We start from the raw sequence: 25,983 nt of genomic DNA, 5'->3' as shown, positions 1-25,983 counted from the left end.
TTTTGTGTTTAAAGTTCGTTTTTAATATTGATTAGATTTGCTTTTATTGCTTCAAGTTTTTTGACGATTTCCATTTTATCGAGCGACTTTTTCTGCCCAGCCTTTAAGTGGACTTTAGCGCCTTCAAGGGTAAAACCGCGTTCTTTCACCAGATGATAAATCAGCTGCAGGTTCTTTACATCTTCGGGGGTGAACATGCGGTTGCCTTTCGCATTCTTCTTTGGTTTGAGCACATCAAACTCTTTATCCCAAAAACGGATAAGCGATGCGTTTACGTTAAACGCCTTTGCGAGTTCACCTATGCTGTAATAGCGCTTTTCAGCTAGTTCAAGTTGCATTAATCGAGTGATTGGTTTTCCTGGTTAGCTAATTTAGAAATTAAAATGTATTCTTTAGCAGAAATATTTCCGTAATAGAAATTTATCGGGTTTATAACCTCGCCATTTTTGTGTACTTCATAATGCAAATGCGGCGCCTCGCTGCGGCCGGTGCTGCCTACATAGCCTATAACGTCTCCCCGCTTCACGCGCTGGCCAGCCTTAACCTTATACTTGCTCAAATGCCCGTAAAGCGTTTCATAACCAAACCCGTGACGAATGACGATATGGTTGCCGTAGCCTGAAGAGCGGTTGTCGGCCACCGTCACTACACCGTCGCCTGTAGCATAAATGGGTGTTCCTGTCTTGGCCGAAAAGTCCATCCCCGCATGGAACTTGCGTATTTTGGTAAAAGGGTCGTTGCGATAACCAAACCCTGAAGCTACTGCACGAAGATCTTCATTTTTTACAGGCTGTATAGCGGGTATTGCCGCCAGTAGTTTCTCTTTATCTTTTGCCAGTTTTGCGATTTCGTCGAGCGAGCGTGATTGTACAGCCAATTCTTTAGAAATCACATCAAGTCTTTTAGTGGTATTGATAACCAGTTCTGAATTATTATAGCCCTCCAGCTCTTTATAGCGGTTTACCCCGCCAAAGCCTGCCTTCCGCTGCTCTTCCGGAATTGGAGAGGCATTAAAATATACCCTGTACAGGTTATTATCGCGGTCTTCAACATTAGCAAGCACTTCATTCACCTGATCCATCCGGCGGTTAAGGATTTCATACTGCAGCTTCATGTTCTCAATCTCGCGCGCCTGCAGTTTGTCTTTCGGGGTTTCAAAATACGGCGTATTCAAAAGCGCTACAAAGCACAGGAACCCGAACAGCCCTGAAGCCGCCAGGAAAAGCAGTGCATAGCCAATTTTTTTTTGGCGTGTATTTTTGATGATGCGGTACGCAAGGTTTTCCGCATCGTAGTAGTATTTTACTTTCGCCATGTACTTAATTTATTCTATTTTTGCACCTTAACAAAAATGAGGTGCTGCCACAGCAGATAAACGAACAAATGTAAGAAATGTTTCGGTTATAGTGCAGATTTTGGACTCGGCGGTCACAACAGTAATTACAAAACATTTCAGCTTTTATGAAATCGCAGGATATAAGGAAACAATTCCTATCTTTTTTTGAGCAGAAGGGCCACCTGATTGTACCATCTGCCCCAATCGTGCTTAAAGACGACCCGACGCTTATGTTCAACAACAGCGGTATGGCGCAGTTCAAGGAGTTTTTCCTTGGCAATGGCACACCAAAAAGCAAGCGTATAGCGGACACCCAGAAATGTCTTCGGGTTTCGGGTAAGCATAATGACCTTGAGGAAGTAGGTATTGATACCTACCACCACACCATGTTTGAGATGCTTGGCAACTGGAGCTTTGGCGATTACTTTAAAAAAGAGGCCATCAACTGGGCATGGGAACTGCTAACTGAGGTTTTACAAAATACCTAAAGACAGGCTATATGTAACCGTGTTTGAAGGCAGTGAGGAAGAAAACGTGCCGTTTGACCAGGAGGCATGGGATATATGGAAAGGGCTGATAGGTGAAGACCGCATACTTCTTGGCAATAAAAAGATAATTTTTGGGAGATGGGCGACCAGGGTCCGTGCGGTCCGTGTTCAGAAATTCATGCTGATATTCGTACTGACGAAGAACGTGCAAAGATTGACGGCAAAACCCTGGTAAATAACGACCATCCGCAGGTTGTTGAGATATGGAACAACGTATTTATGGAGTTCAACCGTAAGGCTGACGGTTCTCTTGAAAAACTTCCGGCGCAACACGTAGATACCGGTATGGGCTTTGAGCGCCTTTGCATGGTGTTACAGGGTGTTCAGAGTAACTATGATACTGACGTATTCTCTCCGCTAATCAATAAAATAGAAAGCATCACAGCCGCAAAATATACTATTAAGGCTGCCAATGACAACGAAGAAAAGATAAACATAGCTATCCGCGTAATTGCCGACCACGTGCGTGCCGTAGCCTTTGCCATTGCAGATGGTCAACTACCGTCAAACGGTGGTGCAGGGTATGTGATACGCCGTATTTTGAGGAGGGCTATCCGCTATGGTTTTACCTTCCTGAACAAAAAAGAGCCATTCATTAATGAGCTTGTGGCTGTACTTGCCGACCAGATGGGTGACTTCTTCCCGGAAATTCGCTCGCAGCAAGGCTTGGTTACTAATGTGATTAAGGAAGAGGAAACATCATTCCTGCGTACGCTCGACCAAGGGCTTCAGTTGCTTGAAAACGTAATTACTTCCACTCAAGGGAAAACCGTTTCTGGCCAGAAGGCATTTGAATTGTATGATACATTTGGTTTCCCCATTGACCTAACTGCGTTGATACTTCGTGAACGCGGACTGGAGCTTGACGAGGCAGGATTTGAAGCAGCGATGCAGGAGCAGAAAAACCGCTCTCGTGCAGCGTCTGAAGTTTCGACCGATGACTGGACGATACTTACACCGGGCAACACCGAAACATTTGTTGGCTATGACCAAACAGAAAATGAGGTAAAGATAACCCGTTATCGTAAGGTAGATTCAAAAAAAGACGGATTACTTTATCAAATTGTTTTAGATAATACGCCGTTCTATCCTGAAGGTGGCGGACAAGTGGGCGACAAAGGCACACTTACATCAGCCAACGAAACGATTGAGATAATAGACACCAAAAAAGAAAATAACCTGATACTGCACCTGGCGAAAAAGCTTCCTCAGAATGTTGAAGCTGCCTTTACCGCAAAGGTTGATACAAAGCTGCGCGATGATTCGGCAAGCAATCACTCGGCTACCCACCTGCTTCATCAGGCGTTACGCTCGATATTAGGAACGCACGTTGAGCAAAAAGGCTCGCTTGTGAGTCCGAACTACCTGCGTTTCGACTTTTCGCATTTCAGCAAGGTAACAGATGAGCAGCTTAAAGAAGTTGAGGACTTTGTAAACGCCCGTATACAGGAACACCTTCCGCTGATTGAGCGCAGGAATATTCCGTTTGCACAGGCAGTTGAAGAAGGCGCCATGGCATTGTTCGGTGAGAAATATGGTGACACTGTGCGTGCCATAAAATTTGGTGATAGTATGGAGCTTTGCGGCGGCATACACGTGCGCAACACTGCCGACATCTGGTACTTTAAGATTGTTAGTGAAAGTGCCGTAGCAGCAGGCATACGCCGTATTGAAGCTATTACCAATGAGGCTGTAAAAGCTTATTTCTCACAACAGGAAAAAGCCCTTGCCGAGATTAAAGAAGCTCTGAAAAACCCACAGGATACTATTAAAGCTGTGGTATCGCTTCAGGATGAAAATACCAAACTAAAAAAGCAACTGGAAAGCCTGCTTCGTGATAAAGCCAAAAACCTGAAAGGTGATCTTGCCAAAGAAATTCAGGAGATAAATAGTGTGCAGTTCCTCGCCAAGCAGGTAGCGCTTGACGCCAATGGCGCAAAAGACCTGGCATATGAACTGGGCAGCCTTGGTACAAACCTGTTCATTGTACTCGCGACAGAAACCGAAGGCAAGCCGATGCTTACCTGCTATATCTCCAAAGAGCTTGTAGCTGAAAAAGGCCTGAATGCAGGCGCTGTAGTTCGCGAACTCGGCAAATACATACAGGGCGGCGGCGGCGGACAGCCATTTTTTGCAACAGCGGGCGGTAAGAACCCGGCGGGTATAAATGAAGCGCTTGGTGCTGCGGTGGAGTTTATTAAATAAGACGCGGTAAATGTTTCTCGCAAAGGCGCAGAGGCGCAAAGTTAAAAACCAACACTGATAAAACTCTGTAACTTTGTTACTTTGCAACTTTCAAATAGAACCATGCACTTCACAACCCAAATACCCATTTCAAAAAGTAATCATCAAATTGATTATAATTCCCGGGTGGTGTCTTTGGGTTCGTGCTTTGCGGTGAATATTGGGCAAAAGTTTGATTATTTCAAATTCAGGAACATTACCAATCCTTTCGGCATTTTGTTCAGCCCCAAGGCTATAGAAAAATTTATCGGCTTCGCAGTAAACAGAAAAGAGTTTACCGAAGCCGATATTTTTTTCATAATGAGCGATGGCATTGCTTTGATGCGCATAGCGACCTGAGCCATCAGGATAAAGATATACTGCTTCAAAACCTTAACAACGCTGTAACTTCAACCTATGAAGAGCTGAAAACAGCAAGCCATATTATTATCACACTTGGCACAGCGTGGGTCTACCGCTATAGTTCGGGTAATGAGATTGTAGCCAACTGCCATAAAGTACCACAAAAAGAGTTTACAAAAGAGCTGCTTTCAGCCGAAACGATAAAACTGAGTCTGGAAAATATTGCTCAAATGATTGCATCATTGAATCACGATGCAGCAGTAATTTTCACAGTATCTCCTGTTCGTCATATAAAAGATGGCTTCGCAGAAAACCAGCGTGGTAAAGCCAACCTTATCTCAGCACTGCACGATGTTTTGGAAACCCGACCACCCAACCCCCAACCAAATACTTCCCTTCATACGAAATCATGATGGATGAACTGCGTGATTACCGTTTTTATGCCGCCGACATGATACATCCGTCAGAAACGGCGATAAACTATATCTGGGAACGTTTTACGCATGCCTATATCTCTGAAGAAGCACAAAAAACAATGCTTGAGGTGGATGCTATACAAAAAGGCCTTCAGCACCGCCCCTTTAATCCAAATTCAGCTGCACACGCAGCTTTTATTGCAAACATTGAACAGAAAATCAGCGATTTGCAGCAACTCCATCCACACATCGTATTCTAAATATACGTAACTCTACGTATTGAGCAGCTTTGATTGCAACCGCATCTTTGCAAGGTAATCAAAACTACTCACTATGAAAACATTAAAACTTACAGGCATTATCTGCATAATATTTTGCGGATTATTTATGGCATCATGCAGCGATGATGACTCACAACCCAACAATAACACGAACCCTCCCACCGGTGAAATTAGACTTTTTGCAATTGATACTGCCAAGGTAAATGTTATGTCGCGCACAGGGGCAAACGAAACTACTATCATAAACAAGATGGTTAACAGCAACAGTTATTTCTCTGACCTGTCTGTAAGCCCGGATGGCACTATGATAGCATATACCAACTACCAGGCTTCGGGTTCACCAACAAACTCACATGTGCGTGAAGTACGTGTGGCAAATATTGATGGGACAAATGACCATATGGTGTATTTTGAAGACAACCCTATGATGAGTCTCGGCAAAGTGAGATTTTGCAGTGATAACAAGATTTTCTTTGTAGTATCAACCCCGTTCCCGGATGTAACTCGCAGCCTTAAAGTTGTAAATGCTGACGGTACAGGTCTGCAAAACATTTCAGGACAATACGATGTTACAGATGTTTCAGATAACAGGAAATACTATCTGGTAGCATCACAAGCAAGTAATTCAGTTACAATAATTGATAAAGATGGTGATGGCGGAGCGGGAGGCTTGTATCATAATGTAAGCTTTACCCAGGCCCAGGAATTTCGCGATGGCGTATTTTCAAATGACGGATCAGTGGCTGTAATCCCTTTCAAAGAAGGGAACACTATCAAGGCGCGAGTAGTAGATATGGCGGCTAAAACACACGAAGACATGACTTTAATATCAGGCCTTGGCAGCGGCTGGACAATCTATCAGCTGGAGATGGCCGCTGATAATAAACATGGTGTGGTAACGGTGACAGGGCAAGATTACACAAAATCTAAAAGCTATGTTTTCAATATTGAAAATCAGGCAGTCGACACACCTTTTGAAAATAATGACGAAAATGTGTACAGCGTATACATACACTAAATATCAAATTATAACTAACTAAATCTAAAACAAATGAAAAAACTAATTACATCAGGATTTGCAATTATGTCTTTAATGGCAGTAACCTTAACCGCCTGCGGCGATGACGACGCACAAAATAACAATAACACACTGCCCGATGGCACTTTTATTCAGGGAAAAGTTGACGGTACAGGTTTTTCATCAATGGTGATGGGGCATTCAACAGCCACGGCTACAAGACAAGGAACGGGTGACGCAACTTTCATCAGCGTACAGGGCAGTACAATGGAGGCTAACACAATGGTAATTGTAATGCACGGAATTACCGCAACCGGAACATATACCATTGACGCTGAAGATGAAAGCGTGCTTGCATACTTTAACGCTGCAAATAGCATAAGCTATGACACCAGCAACTGCAGCGGCGCTACTGGTACACTTAACATTACGCATCTTGACAATACAAAAGTTGAAGGCACATTTAATTTTGTAGGAAAGGATGATGACAATTGTTCGCAAAGCAAAACAATTACAGAAGGTAGCTTTAGAGGTATATTTGCCAACTAGGTTTTCATTGTAAATAATGTGTGTGTAAGAATACGGCTACGGCCGTATTTCTGCCTTAAAAAATTATGCTATGGCGACAGTTATTATATTCCTTTTAATCATAATGATTTCATTTACAGTATTTTTAGAAGTACAAAATATCCGTAATCTTAAAAAGCATTATAAAAAGGTGCAGTTACTGGAGGAAATAATCAGGGCATTGACTGTTAAAAAATTATCTATGAAGATAAAAATGAAACTTATGGATGAAATTGATGTGATTTTAAAATCAGGGAAGGTAAAGCTAATGCATGACATTAATGAATTGCAGCATGAATTGTTTAAAATCATATCACAAAAAATTAAGCATATCCCGTACAGGATAATTGATTTTTTTAACTTATTTTTAACATTGGCTTTTATTAACTAATTAAATAAGAGAATGATAAGAAAATTACTGTATTTTTTTACTATATTATTCTCCGCCACAATTCAGGCACAGGATATACCCCAGGTAATTGACAGCCTTAAAACCGAACTGCGCAAAACTAACGCCGATGATAAAAAAGCTGCCATTTACTGTGACCTTACTTGGTACTACTCCCATGTGTCTATAGACTCTTCCCTGGCCTATGGCAAAAAAGCTGTAAGCCTGACACGGAAAACCGGTAATAACAAACTTTTAGCACAAGTATACAGCGATCTTGGTGCAGTGTATCTTACCAAAGGTGATGCCAATACCTCGCTTAAAAATTACCGCAAAGCGCTGCAAATACGCCGGGTTATGAAAGACTCTACAGGCATAGCATCAGTATGGTGCAATATGGGGGCCGTGTACGAGCGAAAGTCTGTACCCGATAGTGCTATGCATAAATACATTAAAGCGCTTTCTTATTTCGAAGCAATCGGCGATTCGGCAAAAATAGATTTTGTAAAAAACAACATCGCGTTGCTGCATAGCAATATGCATAATTACGAAAAAGCTGAAAAGCTATATTTTGAAGTTGCCCGCTACCGTAAAGCCACAGGGCAGAATGTGCAGCTGGCAATGGTATATGTAAATCTGGCAAACCTGTATAAAGACCAGCGTAAGTATAACCTCGCCGAAAAATATTATAAAGATGCGGCAGCTTTGGCGGAAAAAGAAAAGAGTGCTATGGTTCAAAGTACGGCACTATTTGACCTGGGTTTTCTTTATAACCATACAGGAAGATACAAACAGGCGCTGGATTATCTGTTAAAAAGCAGGCAGGTTGCAACAGATGTGCACAGCGATTATGATGAAGCCCTGATTGACAATGGTTTTGGTATTGCTTATTATAACCTGAATGATGTAGGCAAGGCAAAAAAACATTACCTGAAGGCGCTTAGGGTAATGGAGAAAATTAAAGACCGCACCGAAACCTCGCGAATTTATCTTGATCTGGTGCCGGTGTACGGCTCGTTGGGGATGCGGGACAGCGCAGACTATTATCTTGAGAAATATAAACACAACGAGTACCTTACACTTAAAGAGAAGGTAACGGCGCAGACGCTGGAGCTTGAGGCAAAGTACCAAACTGAGAAAAAGAACGGCAAATAGCCGAACAGAACGCGGAATTCAGGCGGAAGAACATGTGGCTGGGCATATTGCTTATGCTGGTGTTTTTTAGTGTTGTTATAGGATATATGCTTTTCAGGCAGCAAATTATTAAAAACAGGCAGCAGCAGCAGGAATTTGAATTGGAGGCAGCCATAAGCGAAATACGTGCGCAAAACAAATTGCAGGAGCAGCGGCTTGAAATCTCTAAGGACCTGCATGATAATATAGGTGCACAGCTTACGTTCATCATTTCGTCTATAGACATGCTAAAGCATACCTATCCTGTTAATAACCCGGCAATAGAAAACAGGCTTACGGGCATAAGCGCCTTTACTCGCGATACCATACGCGAGCTGCGTGACACCATCTGGGCCATGAACAATAAAGACATTTCCTTTGAAGACCTGCAGGTGCGTATACATAACTTTTTTGAAAAAGCTGAAGATGCCGGCAGCGGCATCGCTTTCAGCTTCAGCATTGATGATGAGCTTAATGAAGCAAGGCTCACATCGGTTGAAGGCATGAATGTTTACCGCATAATTCAGGAAGCGGTCAACAATATCATCAAGCATTCCGGCGCAAAGGCAGCATCGGTAATAATTAACACAGATGAAGCCGGCGGGTTTACCATCAACATAAAAGATAATGGTAATGGCTTTGACCTGAACAAAGGGCCCAAAGGCAACGGGCTATATAACATGCAAAAGCGCGCAGAAGACATTGGCGGCACATTTAAGGCAGTATCTTCACCTCACGGCACCGATATAACACTACACTTCAAATCTTTCGGCAAATGATACGTATTGCTATTGTTGACGACAACCTGTTCCTGCAGAAAGCCATTGCCGATAAGATATCGTTCTTTAATGACCTTTCATGCCGGTTTATGTGTGCCAACGGCATTGAGCTGATAGAAAAGCTGGAAGAAAATCACAACATTGACTTGATTTTAATGGATATAGAAATGCCAAAGATGGACGGCATTGAAGCCACTGCGAAGGTAAAGTCACGGTACCCGCAGTTAAAAGTGATCATGCTCACGGTATTTGACAATGATGAAAACATTTTTAATGCTATAAAAGCCGGGGCTGACGGTTATTTACTGAAGGAAGTAGAGTTAAATGCCCTGCACCGCGGCATATTGGAAACAATGAACGGTGGCGCAGCGATGACACCCTCTATAGCACTAAAGTCGCTAAAGCTGTTACGGAATCCCATAACTTTTGAAGACCGCCAACGTGCTGAAGTACAGCTAACATCAAGAGAAACCGCCGTATTAGAGCAGCTTAGCAAAGGCCTAAGCTACAACCTGATTGCTGATAATCTTTTTATATCATCGGGCACTGTACGCAAGCATATTGAAAATATATATACAAAGCTGCAGGTGCATAATAAGCTTGAAGCTATAGATAAAGCCAGGCGAAGCAACATAATTTAATTAGGGCAGTTGCCGTATTGTATCAGTTTGGTGTAAATCTCAAATTTGGGAGATAACTTTAAACACTGACAACTTATGAAAACATTACGACTACTTACAGCAGCAATGCTTGGTTCGCTCTCTTTTCTCGCAGCATCATGCGGAGATGATGACGGAAATTCTAACGGTGGCGGCACCCCTACAGGTGAATACGTAGCAGCTAAGGTAAACGGGCAGGATTTTGCCTCATCAACATTATTTGATGCTGTTGCGGCATCAAACCCTAATCCTACAACATTGATGGTGCAGGGCAGTGATAATGGCGGCAACGCAATACAGATAATGATTTTGAGTTTCGACGGCGAGGGCACATACAACCTCAGCAACATGACAAACGGCCAGATGATTTATACCAAAATGCAAAACATGTCGGCTATCTCCTACTCATCAGCTGCGGAAGGCGGCGCAAGCGGCACAGCCCAGATAACCCTCGCTGATGATACAAAGGTTGAAGGGACTTTTAGTTTCACAGGAAGGAGGGTACAGGAAGGTTCTACCGAAACGGTAAGTGTAACTGAAGGCTCTTTTCGCGCCAACTTCCAATAATCACTTAAGGTATTTTTTTGGATGTTTTGCCCTGCTTCCTGTATGGAGTGGCAGGGCAAATATTTTTATCTTTATGCCAACAGCCTAACTTTAAATATGTTGCCTATGGCAAAGAACTATATTTACGCACTGTTGCTTTTTTTAAGTTGGGGCATTAGAGCTCAGGAAAAGATGCAGGCAGGCAAAGCAGAAGATTCTGCCGCATCGGTACAATACAATACCCTTGCCCGCAAACTCATTTACAATAATCCCCCGCAGGGCAAGAAGTATGCAAAAATGGCTATTCGCCATGGTTTGTTGTCTTCCATTCCCCGTCTTCAGGCGTCGGGCCACAATACTCTTGGTTTATGCTACCGCAACCTCAGCCAGTATGATTCTGCGTTCGCCGCGTTCAATAAGGCGGTTGAATTATTCAGGGAGTCTGACACTAAAATAGGCGTTGGCAATGCACGCAATAACATTGCCATGACACACTTTTACAGGGGTGAGTATGAACGTTCTAATGAAATACTGATGGAGGTGATACACGATGCCGAAGCAAACAACCTCTATCTGGTACTATCAAACGCTTACCAGAACCTTGGTATAATGAACGACTCACAGCAAAGGTATCATGATGCGCTTGAAAACTTTAAGCTTGCTGAAAAGTATCATGTGCTGGCAAAAGATGACCGTGGCCGGTCAGGCGCGGCAATAAACCAGGCTTTTATGTATTTTAAATTAAAGCAGTTTGAAAAGGCACTGAAAATTTATTGGGAGCAGCTGCCGGTAAAAGAAAAGCTTGACGACCATAAGGGCATGGCGATTATATATAATAACATTGCCGAGATTTACCTGATACAGAAAGATTATAAACGGGCGCTGGAGTTCGTAAATAAAGCTATTGTCATTAAAACAAAGCTGGATGACCGCCATGGCATGAGCGGAAGCTATAAGGTTCTTGCCGATATCTATCTGCAGGATAAAAAATATGCAGAAGCTGAAAAGTATGCAAAAATGTCGGCTGAACTTGCTAAGGAAATAGGCGCCAAAAATGAACTTGCCGAAGCGCTGAAGATCACATCTAAAATACAGCAGGCAACAAAAAAGCTTGATGATGCTTATACAAGCCTTGCCGAATCTGTCAGGATAAAAGACTCGCTGCTGAACAAAGACAATTTTGCGAAGATGGCCGAACTTGAAACCCGGTACAAAACTGCGCGCAAAGAACGTGAAATATTAAAACAGAGAGCAGAGATTGCCGAAAGCCAGCTGCAGATAGGCCGGCAGCGAATTATCATTTACGGGGTTGTAATTGGGGCGTTACTTCTTACTCTGCTGGGTTTTGCACTGTACAACAAACAAAAGATAAAGGCAATAAAGCTGCAGAAAGAAGCTGAACTGAAAGACGCGCTGCTGCAGATTGAAACACAGAACAAACTGCAGGAACAAAGGCTGCACATATCTCGTGATTTACATGACAACATAGGCTCACAGCTTACTTTTATCATCTCATCGCTTGATAATCTTAAGTACGGCTATAGTATTACAGACGCGGGACTGAAAGACAAGCTGGCAGGCATACGTTTCTTTACCAAAGAAACCATTACCGAACTGCGTGACACCATTTGGGCCATGAATAAAGACGCTATTACTGTAGCCGACCTCAAAAACCGCATTAGCAATTTTATAGAAGCGGCAAAGGCAGCATCGCGAGGCATAGATTTCAATTTTTATATTGACGAAAAGATTCCATATACGCTTTCGTTCTCATCCTTACTCGGGATAAACCTATACCGGGTAATACAGGAGTCAGTCAATAATGCACTAAAACATGCTGATGCCACCAAAATTGAAGTAAGCTTACGCACAGTAAGCAGTGGCTATAATATCATGATTTCTGACAATGGTAAAGGTTTTGACACTACCGCCGAACGAACCGGGAACGGGCTTGATAACATCCGAAAACGGATTGCAGAAACAGCGGGCAATGTCTCGTTTATATCATCAAACACAGGCACTACCGTAAGCATCGTTATAAAATAGGGCATCTGGCTTACAGTAATTAAACTCTGCCAATAGTATATTTACAATTAAAAACACCCATATGAGCCGGAAAATAAGAATAGCGATAGCTGATGATAATACCTTTTTGCTAAAGGCAATTGCCGAAAAGCTGACGTATTTTGAAGGGGCTGATGTACGGGTGCGCGCCTTAAACGGACAGGAATTACTGGATAAGCTCTGCAGCAGCCATAATATTGATGTTGTATTGATGGATATTGAGATGCCTGTTGTTAATGGCATTGAAGCTACTTCTCTGCTAAAACAACGCTATCCGCAGATAAAGGTGATAATGCTAACAGTATTTGACAATGATGAAAATATTTTCCGGTCGATTAAGGCCGGGGCCGATGGTTATTTGCTGAAAGACGTAGAGGCGGAAGACTTATATGACGGTATTATTGACACACTAAACGGGGGTGCCGCCATGAACCCGTCTATCGCGATGAAAACACTGAAACTGCTGCGTAACCCGATAGACATTGACAGTGTTGCCGAAATGGATGCTGTAAAGCTGAGCAGCCGCGAAATTGATGTGCTGGAGCAGCTAAGCAAGGGCCTTAGCTACACAATTATTGCTGATAACCTCTTCCTCTCACCCAGCACAATACGTAAACATATCGAGAATATTTACAAAAAGCTCCAGGTACATTCTAAGTTAGAAGCCGTGCAAAAAGCAAAACAAAACAATATTATATAAAGTTAAACTGCTTTGGGCTAAGCGTGTGTATTTGTAACTTGTAAGAAAAACAAGCATGCGGCCCATTATTAAAAGAACGCTTTATGCAATTGCGGCAATAGTCCTGGCAATACTGCTTTTCCGCTATTGTGAATTCAAGAAGGATGACACTACAGAGATTGATGAGACGGCATTAATACAAACGCAGATAAAGAATGTAAGTAAACTTGTAGTGACTGAAGGGCATTTTGCTGAAGTACTGACGTATAAAGACACGCAACGCTATTTCCTGAATATACTTTCGGCAGAAAAGAAAGCAATAGTGATTGTAAATGCCGATGTTACTGTGAGCTATGACCTCAGCCAGCTTCAATATAATATTGATGAAGCGTCAAAAACCATCACCATTACTAACATATCCAAAGAAGAGATAAAGATAAACCCTCAGTTGAAGTTTTATGATATACAGCAAAACGGCTTTAACGAGTTTAGCGGTGACGATTATAACAAGATAAACGACCGCGTAAAGAAAAGCCTCCGCGCAAAGGTTGAAAAGTCTTCCCTTAAAACTAACGCACAAAACAGGCTGCTGAGTGAGCTTTCAAAAATACTGATACTAACTAATACCATGGGCTGGACACTGCAATATAATGGCCAGCCGGTACAGGAAAATTCTATGGAAAAAGTGTTCGGCAAAAGTGAATTGTAATAATTCCATTTCGACGTTAGGAGAAATCTTAATCACTTTGAGATTTCTCCACTACGCTACGCTTCGTTCGAAATGGAAAAAAAAGCGCCTCTAGGCGCTTTTCTTATTTTATTTCTTCTTTTTCAAATATAAGTTCAAGTCCCCCGTCAATAAGGTGGGCCACTTTTTCACGGCGCTTCTTCACATCATCAAGGTGCAATAGTACTTCCTGCAAAAGCGGGTTGTTATTCTTATTGAGCAACTCAGCCAGCTCAACAGAAAGCAGCCAGTCGTTCGGGTGATTTTGCTTTAGCCTGGCAAAAATTTCTGCAGGTGTTAATTTCGCCTGTCTTCCTTCGCGTGTATCGCGCACTGCCTGGTATAAGCCTTCCAGTTCTTCACGTTCCGGAGATTTTTTCGCTTTTATTGTCTGGCTTGACGGTACATGTGTAATCATGTCAAAGCTGTTTACATCAGCCGGGCCTGAGTATGCCGAAATCACCTTCTTCCCTACTGCCATGTCATAAACACCCCACTCAGGCTTAAAGAGAACTGTATCGCCATGTGTCACAGTACAATCTTTAAAGCTTATGATAATAATCTTGCCTTGGATGTTTCTTGCACCGGTAATAATTTCACCCGAAACGGTTACCCCGCCTTCAAACTCAAGTGTAGTACGTTTGCCTTCATAAATATCATAGGCCATAAGGTCACGCGGACTCATGTCTTCAATGGCCAGGTTAATGCCTTTTAGTTTACCTATTGGGCTGCCAAAACCTTCAGCGTGATATGATGTTCCGTGGCCTACAAGCTCTTTCTCACGATAAGACAGTGCTGTTTTACCCATAGTCTGCACATATACCGGCTTACCTTCATTCTCGATAACATTGGTAAACTTTCCTGAAACCTGTATGCCCGTACTCAGCTCAATAGTACCTATAGCGCCCGAATCAATCAGTTTGCGTATACCTGAAAGCCCGCCGGTGCGCAATGCCATCTTGTTTGCAAACTCTTCAAGCACAAGGCTAAGGTGCGCGAAATCCGGAGTAACATAAAGTTGCGGCTGTGGCTTGGTAATATCAAAACTCTGGTAAGCGGCTTCTATGTCATACGTCAGTTTTTTTACATTGTCGGTCATGCACCAAGCGCTTTCACCTATTGACGAAAGCAGGCCTGCGCCATATATTTTTGGGTCTTCAACGGTGCCTATTAGCCCGTACTCTACTGTCCACCAGTGCAAATTGCGTATCAGCGCCATTTCGCTGGGCTCCACCACGGCATTTTGCAGGTCATCTACACGCTTTTCAACCGCCTCAATTTCTTCTTTGGGAGTGCCCTCCGCCTCTTTTAGTATTGATAAAAGGCGTATCGCCTCGTAAATTTCATAATCGTGCGCTGATGAAATCGCTTTACACCCTATCTCGCCGAAACGCCTTAAATATTCGGCATATTCAGGGTTAGCTATAATAGGCGCATGGCCCGCACCTTCGTGTATAATATCCGGTGCCGGAGTATATTCTATATGCTCCAGCTGGCGTATGTCACTGGCAATAACAAGTACATTATATGCCTGGAACTCCATAAATGCATTCGGCGGAATAAAACCGTCAACCGCAACGGCAGCCCAGCCAATTTCCTGCAAAATACGGTTCATACCGTACATGCTGGGTATGCTGTCTACCTCAATTCCGGTTTTCTTAAGGCCTTCAAGGTATGAACTGTGAGCTACCCTGCTCAAATAATTAACATTTTTGCGCATTACATAGCGCCACACGGCCTGGTTTATAGGTGTATAATCTCCGTAATCCTGTGATTTTATAAACTGCTTCAGGTGTTGCGGCAGCCTTTCTATAAGTGGGTTAGTCTCTATTTGTGCATTCATGCCTTGTACATTAGTCATTTCGTAAAATTACGAATTTCTCACTAAACCGTGATAAAAGCTGAAGTATATATTTTGAAATAGTATAATAGAGCAAAATAATAGTAAAACAAAAAAGCCCGCACAATGGCGGGCTTCATAGTTCTTTAAATATTACTTTCTCACCAGCTTCTCAATCTTCATGCCTTTTTCCGTCATCACTTTTACAAAATATATACCTGATGCCCTGTCTGAAACATCAAGAATTGTATTATTTGTTGCAATGAGCAGCCTGCCCTGTATATCATAAAGCTGTACTGATGTTATAGCTGAAGAAGCTTTTATGGTAACATTGGTGATAGCCGGGTTAGGATATATTGACACTGAATTGTCCACAGCAAAATCACCTGCGCTAAGTACTGCAAAGGTAGTCTCTGCTTCATTTGTTACAATAGGCCAGTTGTAGTCAAAGAATATCTCAGCTTTATTCATCACGGTAGAATTAATCGCTACTGTAGGTTTTGTTTTCATCTTGAACACCACGTTGCCTTTACCAAGGGGCGCGAGATTGATTTCATCAAAGAAGAACTCTACTTTGTTCCCGTTGATGCGTGTCTCAACGTTGTGTGATGAATGCAGCATCTGCAGGCTGTTGATGTCATACTGCTGAGCGTTGATTACATCTTTCACTACAATAAAAGTTGCAGGTGCCGTGCCTGTATTCTCAAAGTTGATATTGTAGTGCAGGTACTGGCCAATTTTATCAGGGTGAACGATGTCACCTTCAAGGCAGGTAATATCATTCGGGTCATAAGAGCCTATAACAACCTGGTTAAGGGTAAAAGTATTATTTGCAGGAGTTTCGTCGCCTGTAGCTGGGGTTATGCTTACAATATAATTCAGCACATCGTCGAGGTTTACCGGCGGGGTTTCCATTGGGCCGTTCAGGTTGAGCACTACATTAAGCGTACGGCTTTCAAATGGCAAAAGATTGCTATATGCCCAGGTTAATTGGCCATTTGCTGTTGATGTTGGAGCTGTAGAGCCTAGAGCTACATAATCTAGTACTGTCTCATCATAACCTAAAAAAACATTGCCGCTCAACGTCTGGTTACCTTTGTTTTTGAAAACGATTTGGTAGCGGGCATCAAATCCTGGTTGGGCACTAATTACTGGCAAAAGTATCACCTCAACATCCGGATGTACACCATTTGGCGATATGCAGAAGTTTTGGATTGCCGTGTTGTTATTATTGTCGGTAAAGTTTACAGTAGCGGTAGCAGGTGTAACGGCAAACCAGTTATTTTCGAATTGCGGTGTGAGTGTGAAGTTGCCTACTTGGGTGTAAAAATTGTAGTTGCATGAATTGTTAGTAATTGTCGCCCCGGTTTGGATTCCGTCACTTATCCCGATCCTTACATTTTGGGCCAACGCATCATTAGATGTACATCCGTTGCTATCACCGTCAAAAGTAAATGCCCCTGCTATAGTATTATAATTACCGCCGGGAGTAAAAGAGCAATAGGTGCTCACAGTCACTGGCTGGTTGGCAAAATAAGTTGACACAAATGCCTGTTCACCTTCGTCTGCACATATGTAAAGCGGAGCACTGACAGAATTTTGAGCAAAATTGATTACGCCATAACCGTTCTTAACGTTAAGATAATTAAGGTGAGGGCCTGTGATGTTGCCTCCAAAACCTGCATACCTAAATTTTGGACAGTTACTAAAATCCAACGATGTAACAGGATTTTGTTTACATGATACAGATTCCAAATTAGGCAGATGGCCAACTTCTAATTGAGAAATAATATTATTATCACAAACGATACTTTTTAAATTCGGCATATCTTCGATTAAAAGCTGAGATAGTACATTATCCGATATAGTAACGAACTTTAAACTGGGCGAGACCAAGTCTATATTAGAAATGCTATTATTTTTGAAATTAATATTTTCCAATTGATTCAATCCTTGGATGTTGATCTGTTGAATATTGTTATCAGTTGCAGTTACCTCTTTAAGCTGGCTGAGACCTTGTAGATCCAGTTGCTGAAGATAATTTTTAGACAGATCCAACTTTACAAGTTGAGTCAAACCTTGTAAATTAACTTGCAGTAGATTATTGTTTGACAAATTAATATCTTTTAGGTTTGGAGCTCCTCCAAGATTTACACCTTCAACTTTTGTATTATGAAATTCTAATTTAGTAAGCGAACCATTACCCCCAAGGGTAAGATTTGCTAATGGTCCTTTAATGGTAAAGTTTGTATTTTGAAATTTAAATTCTTTAAGTGCACTAAGCCCTGAAAGATTTAATGATTGTAGTCTGTTATCAGTTATTAAAAGAAACTCCAGGTTAGATTGTGCTTGGAGAAAATCTGCAGACATGAGTTCAAGTCCTACTCCATCCAAAGTAACCTTCTTGAGAGTTGATATATTGCCAAGATTTAAACTTTTTAAGCCATACATGGTAGAACAATACAGTTCTTCCAGATGTGTCATTGTTGAAAGATCGAGTAATTGAAATCCCCCAATAATTTCTCCCTAATTCAAGTTTACGAAGATTGGTAAAAGCCTCTAATCCTGTAAAATTTTGAATACTTAAAGTATAACCGCCATAAATCCTTATACTATAAGCCGCTTGGGATTCTGACACCTGAATTTGACCATCGTTATTAGCGTCAATTTTTAAAGGCATACCCGCACTATTCTTTGCAACACTGCTGGTTGCGGTTGATGCAAGAAAAATATTTTTGAGAGTAGCATCAGGTATATTTACAACCTGCGCTGATGCAGCAAATGAAATAATTAAGAGAAGAAGAAGTAATGCTTTTTTCATAGCATGTGTGATTATCCTGCTAAAATATAAAAAATACTTTTTACAAAAACATTAATTTCAATAACTTACAATAAAATGACCGCTTTAGTGCGGGCTTCAATAGTTCTTTATAATAATTACTTTCTCACCAGCTTCTCAACTTTCATTCCTTTTTCAGTAATCACTTTTACAAAATATATGCCTGATGCCCTGTCTGAAACATCAAGGGTTGCATCTTTGTTTGCCATTAAGAGCCTGCCCTGTATGTCATAAAGTTGTACAGATGTTATCTCAGAAGAAGCCTTTATGGTAACATTCGCTATCGCAGGGTTAGGATATACCGACACTGAATCGTCTATTGTAAAATCGCCTGCGCTTAGTACTGCGAATGTAGTTTCTGCTTCGTTAGTTACAATAGGCCAGTTGTAGTCAAAGAATATCTCGGCTTTGTTCGTCACTGTCGAATTAACCGCTACTGTAGGTTTTGTTTTTATCTTGAACACCACATTGCCTTTGGCCAATGGACCCAGGTTAATATCATCAAAGAAAAATTCTACTTTGTTACTATTTATACGCGTTTCAACATTGTGCGATGCGTGCAGCATCTGCATGCTGTTGATATCGTATTGCGCTGCATTAATAACATCTTTAACCACAATAAACGTGGCAGGAGCCGTACCAGTATTTTCGAAATTGATATTGTAGTGCAGGTACTCACCAATCTTATCAGGATGCACGGTGTCACCTTCAAGACAGGTAATATCATTCGGGTCATAAGAACCCGTAACAATCTGGTTTAGCGTAAAAGTGTTATCTGCAGGAGTTTCGTCGCCTGTAGCTGGGGTTATGCTTACAGTATAATTCAGCACATCGTCGAGGTTTACCGGCGGGGTTTCCATCGGGCCGTTCAGGTTGAGCACTACATTAAGGGTACGGCTTTCAAATGGCAACAGGTTGCTGTAATCCCATGTAAGTTGTCCGTTGGATGTTGATGTTGGCGCTGTGGAGCCTAGCGACACATAATCAAGGATAGTGTCATCAAAGTTTAATACAATATTTCCACTTAAAGTCTGGTTGCCTTTATTTTTGAAAACGATTTGGTAGCGGGCATCAAAACCCGGCTGCGCGCCATTTTGAGACACAAGCACAACTTCAACATCCGGATGTACACCATTTGGCGATATGCAGAAATTTTGCGTTGTAGCATTGTTGTTATTATCAGCAAAATTTACCGTGGCAATTGCTGGTGTGGCAGTAAACCAATTGTTTTCGAATTGCGGTGTGAGTGTGAAGTTGCCATCTTGAGTGTAGAAATTATAGTTACCTGATATATTAGTTATTGCAGTTCCTGTTTGTATACCATCATTTATTCCCACCTTGATGTTTCTGGCGGCAGCATCGGATGATGTACATCCATTGTTATCACCATCAAAAGTAAACGTACCTGAAATTGTGTTGTAATTTCCGCCGGGATTGAACGAGCAATAACTGTTCATTAGAAAAGGTATTCCTCCCAATCCAAGTTGTGATAGGTTGTTTTGTATATATGTTTCTTCACCTTCATCTATACAAATGTACATAGCGGGTTGCGGATCTGTCGATGATACAATGGTCAAAGATTCGGGCGCAGTTGTTCCATTTTTTAAATTTAAGTACGCAATATCATTTCCATGTGCATATACACTTTCCAACACCGGGCAACCGCTTAAATCCAACTCTGTCAAATGGTTATTAAAGCACCTAAGGCTATAAAGTTCTGGCTTAAAGCCCAATATTAGAGAGGGAACTTGGTTAGACCCGACATTAAGATATTCGAGTAATGGTGATGCCGAAAAATCTAACCCATGTTCAACCTGATTAAGTGAAATGTCAAATATTTTAAGTGCTGGCAGGCTCGACATAACTACATTTTTCAAATGCATACCGTTGCCTGTAACCCTGAATATTTCTAAATTAACAAGACCTATTAAATTAATAGTCTCTAATTTACCGCTTAAAGTTATCGACTGTAAACTAATAGAACCTGTTAAGGAGAGTTGCTCCAAATTAATGTTTCCCTGCATATATAGTTGTTGGAGCGCTGCTAGGCCTGAAACACTAAATGACGTTAGTGCACTGCAGCCGGATATATTTATTTTCTTTAGATTCTGGAGTCCTGTAACGTTTATTGACGTTGTAACATTTGATGTAGAAAATTCTAATTTTTCAAGATTGGTTAAGGCTGTTACATCAACTGTGAGAATAAGGCAACTTGTGCAATATAGTTCCTTCAAATTTGAAAATGCGCTTATGCCTTCAAGGTTTGGTGATGAAAAATTGCTAAGGTTAAGTGTATAAACTGCCAATGCTTCGCTAACCTGAATTTCACTGTCATTATTGGTATCAATTAATATCGAGCTTCCGTTGCTATTAAGTGCAACATCTGCAGATAGTAGCTTTGCTTTAAAAGCAGCGTCAGGAATATTTACAATCTGTGCAGATAGCATCCCTGTAAAAAACAGAAACGCAAAAAGTAAAGTCTTTTTCATAGCATGTGGTTTTGGTTTGTTTATTAGAGATGCCAAATTCTTTTAAAGGTTGCGTACAGGTATAAAAAAAGCCCGCACAATGGCAGGCTTTTATCGATAATCAAATCTTCCTATTTCTTTTCCGGCGGGAACTGCGTGAGTATCTTTGCAACAAACTCATTTATTAGCTGTTGTTTCTTATCGCGGTCCTGAGTAAGTAAACCTGTACCAACACCCTGCCAAACAAGTTCCTGCTTGTCAGGGTCAACAAGGTCTATATACAGTGTACCTTCGGTGTCTGTCCTTACAGAGGTGTAGTTGCCACCCCAGCCCCAGCCCCACGGGCCGCCGCCCCAGCCCCAGCCGTAACCCCAACCCCAACCATTGTTGTAGTTGCCAATGTTTACTTCTTTCCGTGATTTGGTAAAGAAGTTTACAAGCAGGTCTGGTTTGTCACTTTTAGTGTAACCTTTTTTGGTGAACTCATCGTCAATAGCACGCATTATGCGTTTCTTGTCAAGGTCAGAGATGTCTGCCTTATCAATACCGTCTTTAAAAAAACCATAGGTCTTGTAGGCTGTAAAGTCGGCACGGTCATCATAATCTGATGATACGCGAATGGAACTGCATGATGCCGCTATAGCAGCAATAAACAGTACCGATAGTAATCTTAGATTTTTCATAGCAGTGAAAATTATTTGAGTGAAAGATTGCACCGGCCTGTTAAGAGAAGCTAACCCAGCAATGCGTCGTCAACCATATTAGGCAGCGTCACCTTAAGCAGCGGCTGAGCTTCCATTGCCCTTTTTATGGCAAATATGGCTTCATCATTCCGTGCCCAGCTACGCCTTGCAATACCGTTATTCACATCCCAGAAAAGCATTGATTCCAGTCGCCTTGATGCATCGGTAGAACCATCAAGAACCATGCCGAAGCCCCCGTTTATAACCTCTCCCCAGCCTACGCCGCCGCCGTTATGGATACTAACCCAGGTTGCCCCGCGGAAGCTGTCGCCTATCACATTATGTATGGCCATATCAGCTGTGAAGCGTGAACCGTCATAAATGTTTGAAGTTTCACGATATGGTGAGTCGGTACCGCTTACATCATGGTGATCACGGCCCAGTATCACATAGCCTATTTCACCTTTGGCAATGGCTTCGTTAAATGCTTTAGCGATATTAATACGCCCTTCAGCATCGGCGTACAGGATTCGCGCCTGCGAACCTACTACCAGCTTATTTTCCTGTGCACCTTTTATCCAACGAATATTGTCCTGCATTTGCTGCTTAATTTCATCAGGAGCTGTCTTTGCCATTTCTTCCAGTACATTGGCTGCAATAGCATCGGGCCCTGCTAAATCTTCAGGCTTGCCTGAAGCACATACCCATCTGAAGGGACCAAAACCGTAATCAAAGCACATAGGCCCCATAATATCCTGCACGTAGCTCGGGTATTTAAAATCGATGCCGTTTGGCGCCATAATATCTGCCCCCGCACGTGATGCCTCCAATAAGAAAGCATTGCCATAATCGAAGAAGTATGTTCCCTTTGCGGTGTGTTTATTGATTGCATCTGCCTGCCTGCGCAGTGATTCCTGCACTTTTTCTTTAAACAATTCAGGGTTGTTGGCCATCATATCATTGGCTTCCTCAAATGATAAGCCTACCGGGTAATAGCCTCCTGCCCAAGGGTTATGAAGCGATGTCTGGTCACTGCCAAGGTCTATATGAATATTTTCAGTGTCAAATTTTTCCCATACATCTACCACGCTGCCCTGATATGCTATTGATACTACTTCTTTAGCTTCTTTAGCCTTACGTACTCGTATTACAAGCTCATCAAGATTGGTTATCACCTCATCAACCCAGCCTTGTGAGTGGCGCGTATGTACTGCTTTAGGGTTCACTTCAGCACAAACAGTTATACATCCGGCAATGTTGCCAGCCTTTGGTTGCGCCCCGCTCATGCCGCCAAGCCCCGATGTTACAAATAGCTTACCTTCAAGGCCTTCGCCGTTTTTAGATATTTTGCGCCCACCGTTCAGTACTGTAATGGTTGTACCGTGTACAATTCCCTGCGGACCAATATACATATAGCTGCCGGCGGTCATTTGCCCATACTGTGTTACTCCCAGCGCATTGAATTTCTCCCAGTCATCCGGCTTTGAGTAGTTAGGTATCATCATACCATTGGTCACCACTACCCTCGGCGCGTCTTTATGCGAAGGAAACAACCCCATTGGGTGGCCGCTGTACATTACCAGCGTCTGCTCGTCGGTCATTTCGCTAAGGTATTTCATTGTAAGCCTGTATTGCGCCCAGTTTGAGAATACCGCACCGTTACCGCCATATGTTATAAGCTCGTGCGGATGCTGTGCCACAGCATAGTCAAGGTTGTTCTGAATCATAAGCATGATAGCTTTGGCCTGCTCACTTTTGCCGGGATACTCATCTATAGGCCTGGCGTACATTTTATAGTCAGGGCGCAGGCGGTACATATAAATGCGGCCGTATGTTTCCAATTCGTCACTGAACTCCTTAATAAGCTCTGCATGGTGCTTAGGCTCAAAATATCGGAGTGCATTCCGCAGCGCCAGCTTCTTCTCTTCTGCAGATAAAATTTCTTTACGCTTCGGTGCGTGGTTTATATCAGTTTCGTAAGGCTTTGGCTGCGGCAAAACTGCCGGCATGCCCTCTTGTATCTGTTCTTGGAATGTCATGTTTTTAGTTTTCAGTCGCAGTTTTCAGTCGTAGTCCAGTGGCAACTGCCTACCGGAGACCGAGACTGCTTACTTTCTGTTAGTTCCTGTTTTCTTATCAAATCCGTATGGGCAGTGGCGGCATCCGCTTTTGCAGCAATAACCCCGCTTTAAATGATATGCTTCGGTAAACACTTTGTAGCCTTCAGGTGTAAGATAATAATCTTCACCTTCTGTTAATTTATTTCCAAAAAAACCGCTGTCCATACGCACAAATTTATGAACTTTACATTTACAGATGATAATCACCTCCAAATATTTAGTACCGAAAGGTTATGCCGCCATAACGCTGTTTCCGTTCATCATTCTGAACAATACCGCACAAAGACAAAATCATACCCTCATCAACCACGAAAAAATACATCTTCGCCAGCAGGCAGAGCTATTTGTAATTATATTTTACATCTGGTATCTGGCAGAATATTTTATCCGGTTTGCGCAATTTGGGAATCATGGTTTGGCTTACCGGAATATAAGTTTTGAACGGGAAGCTTATTTTCACGAATCTGAAAATAACTACCTCATACGAAGGCCGTTTTTCGGTTTTATGAAATTTTTATGATATTAATTATCAATTACAAAAAGTCTTACATTTGTTACACTAACCAAACAACAAACACATTATGGAAACGAACTGGATAGCTGTTATTGCAGCTGCGCTTGTAACCCTGCCTATCGGGTTTATATGGTATAACCCAAAAGTTTTCGGCACCGTATGGATGCGTGAAAGCGGAATGACAGAAGAGAAAGCAAAAGGCGCAAACATGGCAAAGGTGTTTGGGCTTGCTGTAGTTTTCTCATTTATATTGGCATTTTTCCTTCCGACAATTGTAATTCACCAGATGGGTGCACTCCAGCTTACTGGTGGAAATCCGGAGGCTGCGCTACCTTCATACCATGCATTTATAGCTGACTATGCCACAAATTTCAGGACCCTTCAAGCATGGTGCACTTCATGGCAGCCTGCTGGGCCTATTTGTAGTGTTGCCTACCATGGCAATAAATGCCCTGTTTGAAAGGAAAAGCGCTAAATATGTACTCATTAACGCAGGATATTTTATAGTATCACTTGCAATAATGGGCGGTATAATTTGCCAGTGGGGTACAAAATAATTGAGTAAGAAATAAAAAATCTCCTGCGGGAGATTTCTTTTTATAGTGACACAATATTCATTTACAATTTTTACATCTGCAGATGCCCTGCCTGCTGAATGGGATACTATTGCCCAAGCCAACATCTTCTTAGGCAGAGCCTACCTCGCGGTACTTGAAAAAGCTGCCCCTGCTAATATGCAATGTCATTTTATTGCGCTATATACTAACAGTAAACTGTGCGGCATTGCGCTTTGCCAGTACCTTAATTTGAGTAAAGTGGCAACCTTTGGGCAGGCTGAAGAAGAAAAATTCTCGTTGCGCAGGTACATATTTAAAAAGTTCTCTTCACACATACTTTTTATTGGCAATAATATGCTCACCGGGCAGAATGCTTATGTGCTGAATGATAGCATTTCCGAGAGTAATGCCTTAAAACTTATGCATGCTGCATTACAGTCACTTATAAAAAGCTATCGTAAAAAGTGCGTGTATATAAATGTAACGGGCGTTAAAGATTTTGATGAAACTGAAATGCCCAATTTTGAAGAGGCAGGATTCAAGGGATTTCACAAGTTTACCACTCAGCCAAACATGATTTTTCACATCTGGCCGGAATGGAAAAATATGGATGATTACCTGGCAGCACTAAATACAAAATACCGAACCCAGTATAACCGCAGCCGTAAAAAAGCTGAAGGCATTACCAAACGAAAACTGACTTTAAACTGCATCATTGACTACGAGCAAAGGCTTCAGGAGCTCTACCTTACTGTAGCTGGCAATGCATCGTTCAATACTTTCCACCTGCCTGCAAACCATTTCAGGGTGTTTAAAGAAGAGCTGGGTGATGACTTTTTACTATACGGTTATTTTGATGGAGACAAACTTGTGGGCTTTAGCACCCTTATCAAAAACGGAGATGATTTTGACACTTACTTTTTAGGATATGATGATGCCATACAACGTGATAAAATGCTTTACCTTAATATGCTGTATGATATGGCGGCATACTCAGTCAAAAAGCAGTACAAGCTTGTGATATTTGGCCGGTCTGCTATGGAGATTAAAAGTTCTGTCGGTGCAAAAGCAGTTACTGTGTACGGCGTAATTAAACATACAAATCCCGTAATAAATATATTCATGTCGAAACTTTTTGCATATTTCGACCCCAAAGTCAACTGGAAAGAGCGTAACCCGTTTAAATAAAGTATAC

At 42.0% G+C, this 25,983-nt stretch carries 24 protein-coding genes and 2 pseudogenes; 17 read left to right on the top strand and 9 right to left on the bottom strand.

Features of this window, described 5'->3' with window-relative positions; genetic code table 11:
- Window positions 1–8: 8 nt before the first annotated feature.
- Together LRS05_RS05445 and LRS05_RS05440 are read right to left on the bottom strand one after the other, a co-directional pair.
- On the bottom strand, window positions 9–338 hold the full coding sequence (locus LRS05_RS05445) for a MerR family transcriptional regulator (protein WP_257867387.1): 330 nt from the start codon (window positions 336–338) through the stop codon (window positions 9–11).
- Window positions 338–1,315, bottom strand: a complete 978-nt coding sequence (locus LRS05_RS05440) for a M23 family metallopeptidase (protein ID WP_257867386.1) — start codon at window positions 1,313–1,315, stop codon at window positions 338–340. The genes LRS05_RS05445 and LRS05_RS05440 overlap by 1 nt, the downstream gene beginning before the upstream one ends.
- Before the next feature lie 146 nt (window positions 1,316–1,461).
- On the opposite strand from LRS05_RS05440, the pseudogene alaS reads away from it, so the two are divergent.
- The 13 genes and pseudogenes from alaS to LRS05_RS05380 all read left to right on the top strand — a co-directional run bounded on the left by alaS (window position 1,462) and on the right by LRS05_RS05380 (window position 13,749).
- A pseudogene (gene alaS / locus LRS05_RS05435) lies at window positions 1,462–4,089 on the top strand (alanine--tRNA ligase).
- A 102-nt stretch (window positions 4,090–4,191) separates the two neighbouring features.
- A pseudogene (locus LRS05_RS17610) lies at window positions 4,192–4,883 on the top strand (GSCFA domain-containing protein).
- Complete coding sequence (locus LRS05_RS17215; protein WP_308224830.1) at window positions 4,880–5,146, top strand: GSCFA domain-containing protein; 267 nt, start codon at window positions 4,880–4,882, stop codon at window positions 5,144–5,146. The pseudogene LRS05_RS17610 and the gene LRS05_RS17215 overlap by 4 nt, the downstream one beginning before the upstream one ends.
- Before the next feature lie 73 nt (window positions 5,147–5,219).
- A complete protein-coding gene (locus LRS05_RS05425; protein ID WP_257867385.1) occupies window positions 5,220–6,185 on the top strand; it encodes a hypothetical protein in 966 nt (321 codons plus the stop codon).
- A gap of 33 nt (window positions 6,186–6,218) precedes the next feature.
- The gene (locus LRS05_RS05420) at window positions 6,219–6,734 is read left to right on the top strand and encodes a DUF6252 family protein (protein WP_257867384.1); all 516 of its coding nucleotides are present in this window, start codon (window positions 6,219–6,221) and stop codon (window positions 6,732–6,734) included.
- Window positions 6,735–6,804: 70 nt separating this feature from the next.
- A complete protein-coding gene (locus LRS05_RS05415; RefSeq protein ID WP_257867383.1) occupies window positions 6,805–7,143 on the top strand; it encodes a hypothetical protein in 339 nt (112 codons plus the stop codon).
- Between the two features lie 12 nt (window positions 7,144–7,155).
- Window positions 7,156–8,295 carry a tetratricopeptide repeat protein gene (locus LRS05_RS05410; RefSeq protein ID WP_257867382.1) on the top strand — a complete coding sequence of 380 codons (1,140 nt, stop codon included), beginning with the start codon at window positions 7,156–7,158 and terminating at the stop codon, window positions 8,293–8,295.
- Window positions 8,296–8,348: 53 nt separating this feature from the next.
- Complete coding sequence (locus LRS05_RS05405; RefSeq protein WP_257867381.1) at window positions 8,349–9,092, top strand: sensor histidine kinase; 744 nt, start codon at window positions 8,349–8,351, stop codon at window positions 9,090–9,092.
- Window positions 9,089–9,733: a response regulator transcription factor gene (locus LRS05_RS05400; RefSeq protein ID WP_257867380.1), complete on the top strand. Its 645-nt coding sequence runs from the start codon at window positions 9,089–9,091 to the stop codon at window positions 9,731–9,733. Before LRS05_RS05405 ends, LRS05_RS05400 begins: the two co-directional genes overlap by 4 nt.
- Window positions 9,734–9,808: 75 nt before the next feature.
- Complete coding sequence (locus LRS05_RS05395; RefSeq protein ID WP_257867379.1) at window positions 9,809–10,318, top strand: DUF6252 family protein; 510 nt, start codon at window positions 9,809–9,811, stop codon at window positions 10,316–10,318.
- A 105-nt stretch (window positions 10,319–10,423) separates the two neighbouring features.
- Entirely contained in the window at window positions 10,424–12,343 is a 1,920-nt protein-coding gene (locus LRS05_RS05390; protein ID WP_257867378.1) for a tetratricopeptide repeat protein, read from the top strand.
- A 61-nt stretch (window positions 12,344–12,404) separates the two neighbouring features.
- Window positions 12,405–13,061, top strand: a complete 657-nt coding sequence (locus tag LRS05_RS05385; RefSeq protein ID WP_257867377.1) for a response regulator transcription factor — start codon at window positions 12,405–12,407, stop codon at window positions 13,059–13,061.
- Window positions 13,062–13,116: 55 nt separating this feature from the next.
- On the top strand, window positions 13,117–13,749 hold the full coding sequence (locus LRS05_RS05380) for a DUF4230 domain-containing protein (protein WP_257867376.1): 633 nt from the start codon (window positions 13,117–13,119) through the stop codon (window positions 13,747–13,749).
- A 103-nt stretch (window positions 13,750–13,852) separates the two neighbouring features.
- Here the strand turns inward: LRS05_RS05380 and LRS05_RS05375 are convergent, their stop codons facing one another.
- The 7 genes from LRS05_RS05375 to LRS05_RS05345 all read right to left on the bottom strand — a co-directional run bounded on the left by LRS05_RS05375 (window position 13,853) and on the right by LRS05_RS05345 (window position 23,882).
- Window positions 13,853–15,610, bottom strand: a complete 1,758-nt coding sequence (locus LRS05_RS05375) for an aromatic amino acid hydroxylase (RefSeq protein ID WP_257869236.1) — start codon at window positions 15,608–15,610, stop codon at window positions 13,853–13,855.
- A 150-nt stretch (window positions 15,611–15,760) separates the two neighbouring features.
- Window positions 15,761–17,434, bottom strand: coding sequence for a T9SS type A sorting domain-containing protein (locus tag LRS05_RS05370; protein WP_257867375.1), 1,674 nt, complete (start codon window positions 17,432–17,434; stop codon window positions 15,761–15,763).
- Window positions 17,435–17,981: 547 nt separating this feature from the next.
- Complete coding sequence (locus tag LRS05_RS05365; protein ID WP_257867374.1) at window positions 17,982–18,428, bottom strand: hypothetical protein; 447 nt, start codon at window positions 18,426–18,428, stop codon at window positions 17,982–17,984.
- 116 nt (window positions 18,429–18,544) lie between these two features.
- Window positions 18,545–20,935: a T9SS type A sorting domain-containing protein gene (locus tag LRS05_RS05360; protein ID WP_257867373.1), complete on the bottom strand. Its 2,391-nt coding sequence runs from the start codon at window positions 20,933–20,935 to the stop codon at window positions 18,545–18,547.
- 110 nt (window positions 20,936–21,045) lie between these two features.
- On the bottom strand, window positions 21,046–21,597 hold the full coding sequence (locus tag LRS05_RS05355; RefSeq protein WP_257867372.1) for a DUF4136 domain-containing protein: 552 nt from the start codon (window positions 21,595–21,597) through the stop codon (window positions 21,046–21,048).
- A gap of 50 nt (window positions 21,598–21,647) precedes the next feature.
- The gene (locus LRS05_RS05350) at window positions 21,648–23,636 is read right to left on the bottom strand and encodes a urocanate hydratase (protein ID WP_257867371.1); all 1,989 of its coding nucleotides are present in this window, start codon (window positions 23,634–23,636) and stop codon (window positions 21,648–21,650) included.
- 69 nt (window positions 23,637–23,705) lie between these two features.
- A complete protein-coding gene (locus tag LRS05_RS05345) occupies window positions 23,706–23,882 on the bottom strand; it encodes a DUF5522 domain-containing protein (protein WP_257867370.1) in 177 nt (58 codons plus the stop codon).
- Between the two features lie 31 nt (window positions 23,883–23,913).
- Here LRS05_RS05345 and LRS05_RS05340 point away from each other — a divergent pair, with 31 nt between their 5' ends.
- The 4 genes from LRS05_RS05340 to LRS05_RS05330 all read left to right on the top strand — a co-directional run bounded on the left by LRS05_RS05340 (window position 23,914) and on the right by LRS05_RS05330 (window position 25,976).
- Window positions 23,914–24,237 (top strand): hypothetical protein, encoded by a 324-nt coding sequence (locus LRS05_RS05340; RefSeq protein WP_257867369.1) that lies wholly within the window; start codon window positions 23,914–23,916, stop codon window positions 24,235–24,237.
- A gap of 61 nt (window positions 24,238–24,298) precedes the next feature.
- Window positions 24,299–24,691, top strand: a complete 393-nt coding sequence (locus LRS05_RS05335; protein ID WP_308224828.1) for a DUF1761 domain-containing protein — start codon at window positions 24,299–24,301, stop codon at window positions 24,689–24,691.
- Complete coding sequence (locus LRS05_RS17210; RefSeq protein WP_308224826.1) at window positions 24,669–24,788, top strand: DUF1761 domain-containing protein; 120 nt, start codon at window positions 24,669–24,671, stop codon at window positions 24,786–24,788. Before LRS05_RS05335 ends, LRS05_RS17210 begins: the two co-directional genes overlap by 23 nt.
- Before the next feature lie 45 nt (window positions 24,789–24,833).
- A complete protein-coding gene (locus tag LRS05_RS05330; protein WP_308224824.1) occupies window positions 24,834–25,976 on the top strand; it encodes a GNAT family N-acetyltransferase in 1,143 nt (380 codons plus the stop codon).
- The last annotated feature ends 7 nt before the right edge of the window (window positions 25,977–25,983 follow it).

Origin of the sequence: Flavobacterium sp. J372 (genome assembly GCF_024699965.1) — a bacterium.
GTDB lineage: Bacteria > Bacteroidota > Bacteroidia > Flavobacteriales > Flavobacteriaceae > Flavobacterium.
The sequence above is the reverse complement of the archived record's forward strand: the minus strand, read 5'-3'. Positions and strand labels throughout refer to the sequence as shown.

Coding starts and splice junctions, on each gene's coding strand:
- LRS05_RS17215 (WP_308224830.1), top strand. CDS start 4,880: ATGATGGATGAACTGCGTGATTACCGTTTTTATGCCGCCGACATGATA.
- LRS05_RS05420 (WP_257867384.1), top strand. CDS start 6,219: ATGAAAAAACTAATTACATCAGGATTTGCAATTATGTCTTTAATGGCA.
- LRS05_RS17210 (WP_308224826.1), top strand. CDS start 24,669: ATGGCAATAAATGCCCTGTTTGAAAGGAAAAGCGCTAAATATGTACTC.
- LRS05_RS05445 (WP_257867387.1), bottom strand. CDS start 338: ATGCAACTTGAACTAGCTGAAAAGCGCTATTACAGCATAGGTGAACTC.
- LRS05_RS05415 (WP_257867383.1), top strand. CDS start 6,805: ATGGCGACAGTTATTATATTCCTTTTAATCATAATGATTTCATTTACA.
- LRS05_RS05345 (WP_257867370.1), bottom strand. CDS start 23,882: ATGGACAGCGGTTTTTTTGGAAATAAATTAACAGAAGGTGAAGATTAT.
- LRS05_RS05375 (WP_257869236.1), bottom strand. CDS start 15,610: ATGAATGCACAAATAGAGACTAACCCACTTATAGAAAGGCTGCCGCAA.
- LRS05_RS05385 (WP_257867377.1), top strand. CDS start 12,405: ATGAGCCGGAAAATAAGAATAGCGATAGCTGATGATAATACCTTTTTG.
- LRS05_RS05400 (WP_257867380.1), top strand. CDS start 9,089: ATGATACGTATTGCTATTGTTGACGACAACCTGTTCCTGCAGAAAGCC.
- LRS05_RS05335 (WP_308224828.1), top strand. CDS start 24,299: ATGGAAACGAACTGGATAGCTGTTATTGCAGCTGCGCTTGTAACCCTG.
- LRS05_RS05355 (WP_257867372.1), bottom strand. CDS start 21,597: ATGAAAAATCTAAGATTACTATCGGTACTGTTTATTGCTGCTATAGCG.
- LRS05_RS05350 (WP_257867371.1), bottom strand. CDS start 23,636: ATGACATTCCAAGAACAGATACAAGAGGGCATGCCGGCAGTTTTGCCG.
- LRS05_RS05395 (WP_257867379.1), top strand. CDS start 9,809: ATGAAAACATTACGACTACTTACAGCAGCAATGCTTGGTTCGCTCTCT.
- LRS05_RS05360 (WP_257867373.1), bottom strand. CDS start 20,935: ATGAAAAAGACTTTACTTTTTGCGTTTCTGTTTTTTACAGGGATGCTA.
- LRS05_RS05340 (WP_257867369.1), top strand. CDS start 23,914: ATGATAATCACCTCCAAATATTTAGTACCGAAAGGTTATGCCGCCATA.
- LRS05_RS05370 (WP_257867375.1), bottom strand. CDS start 17,434: ATGCCGAATTTAAAAAGTATCGTTTGTGATAATAATATTATTTCTCAA.
- LRS05_RS05405 (WP_257867381.1), top strand. CDS start 8,349: ATGCTGGTGTTTTTTAGTGTTGTTATAGGATATATGCTTTTCAGGCAG.
- LRS05_RS05380 (WP_257867376.1), top strand. CDS start 13,117: ATGCGGCCCATTATTAAAAGAACGCTTTATGCAATTGCGGCAATAGTC.
- LRS05_RS05410 (WP_257867382.1), top strand. CDS start 7,156: ATGATAAGAAAATTACTGTATTTTTTTACTATATTATTCTCCGCCACA.
- LRS05_RS05425 (WP_257867385.1), top strand. CDS start 5,220: ATGAAAACATTAAAACTTACAGGCATTATCTGCATAATATTTTGCGGA.
- LRS05_RS05440 (WP_257867386.1), bottom strand. CDS start 1,315: ATGGCGAAAGTAAAATACTACTACGATGCGGAAAACCTTGCGTACCGC.
- LRS05_RS05365 (WP_257867374.1), bottom strand. CDS start 18,428: ATGAAAAAAGCATTACTTCTTCTTCTCTTAATTATTTCATTTGCTGCA.
- LRS05_RS05390 (WP_257867378.1), top strand. CDS start 10,424: ATGGCAAAGAACTATATTTACGCACTGTTGCTTTTTTTAAGTTGGGGC.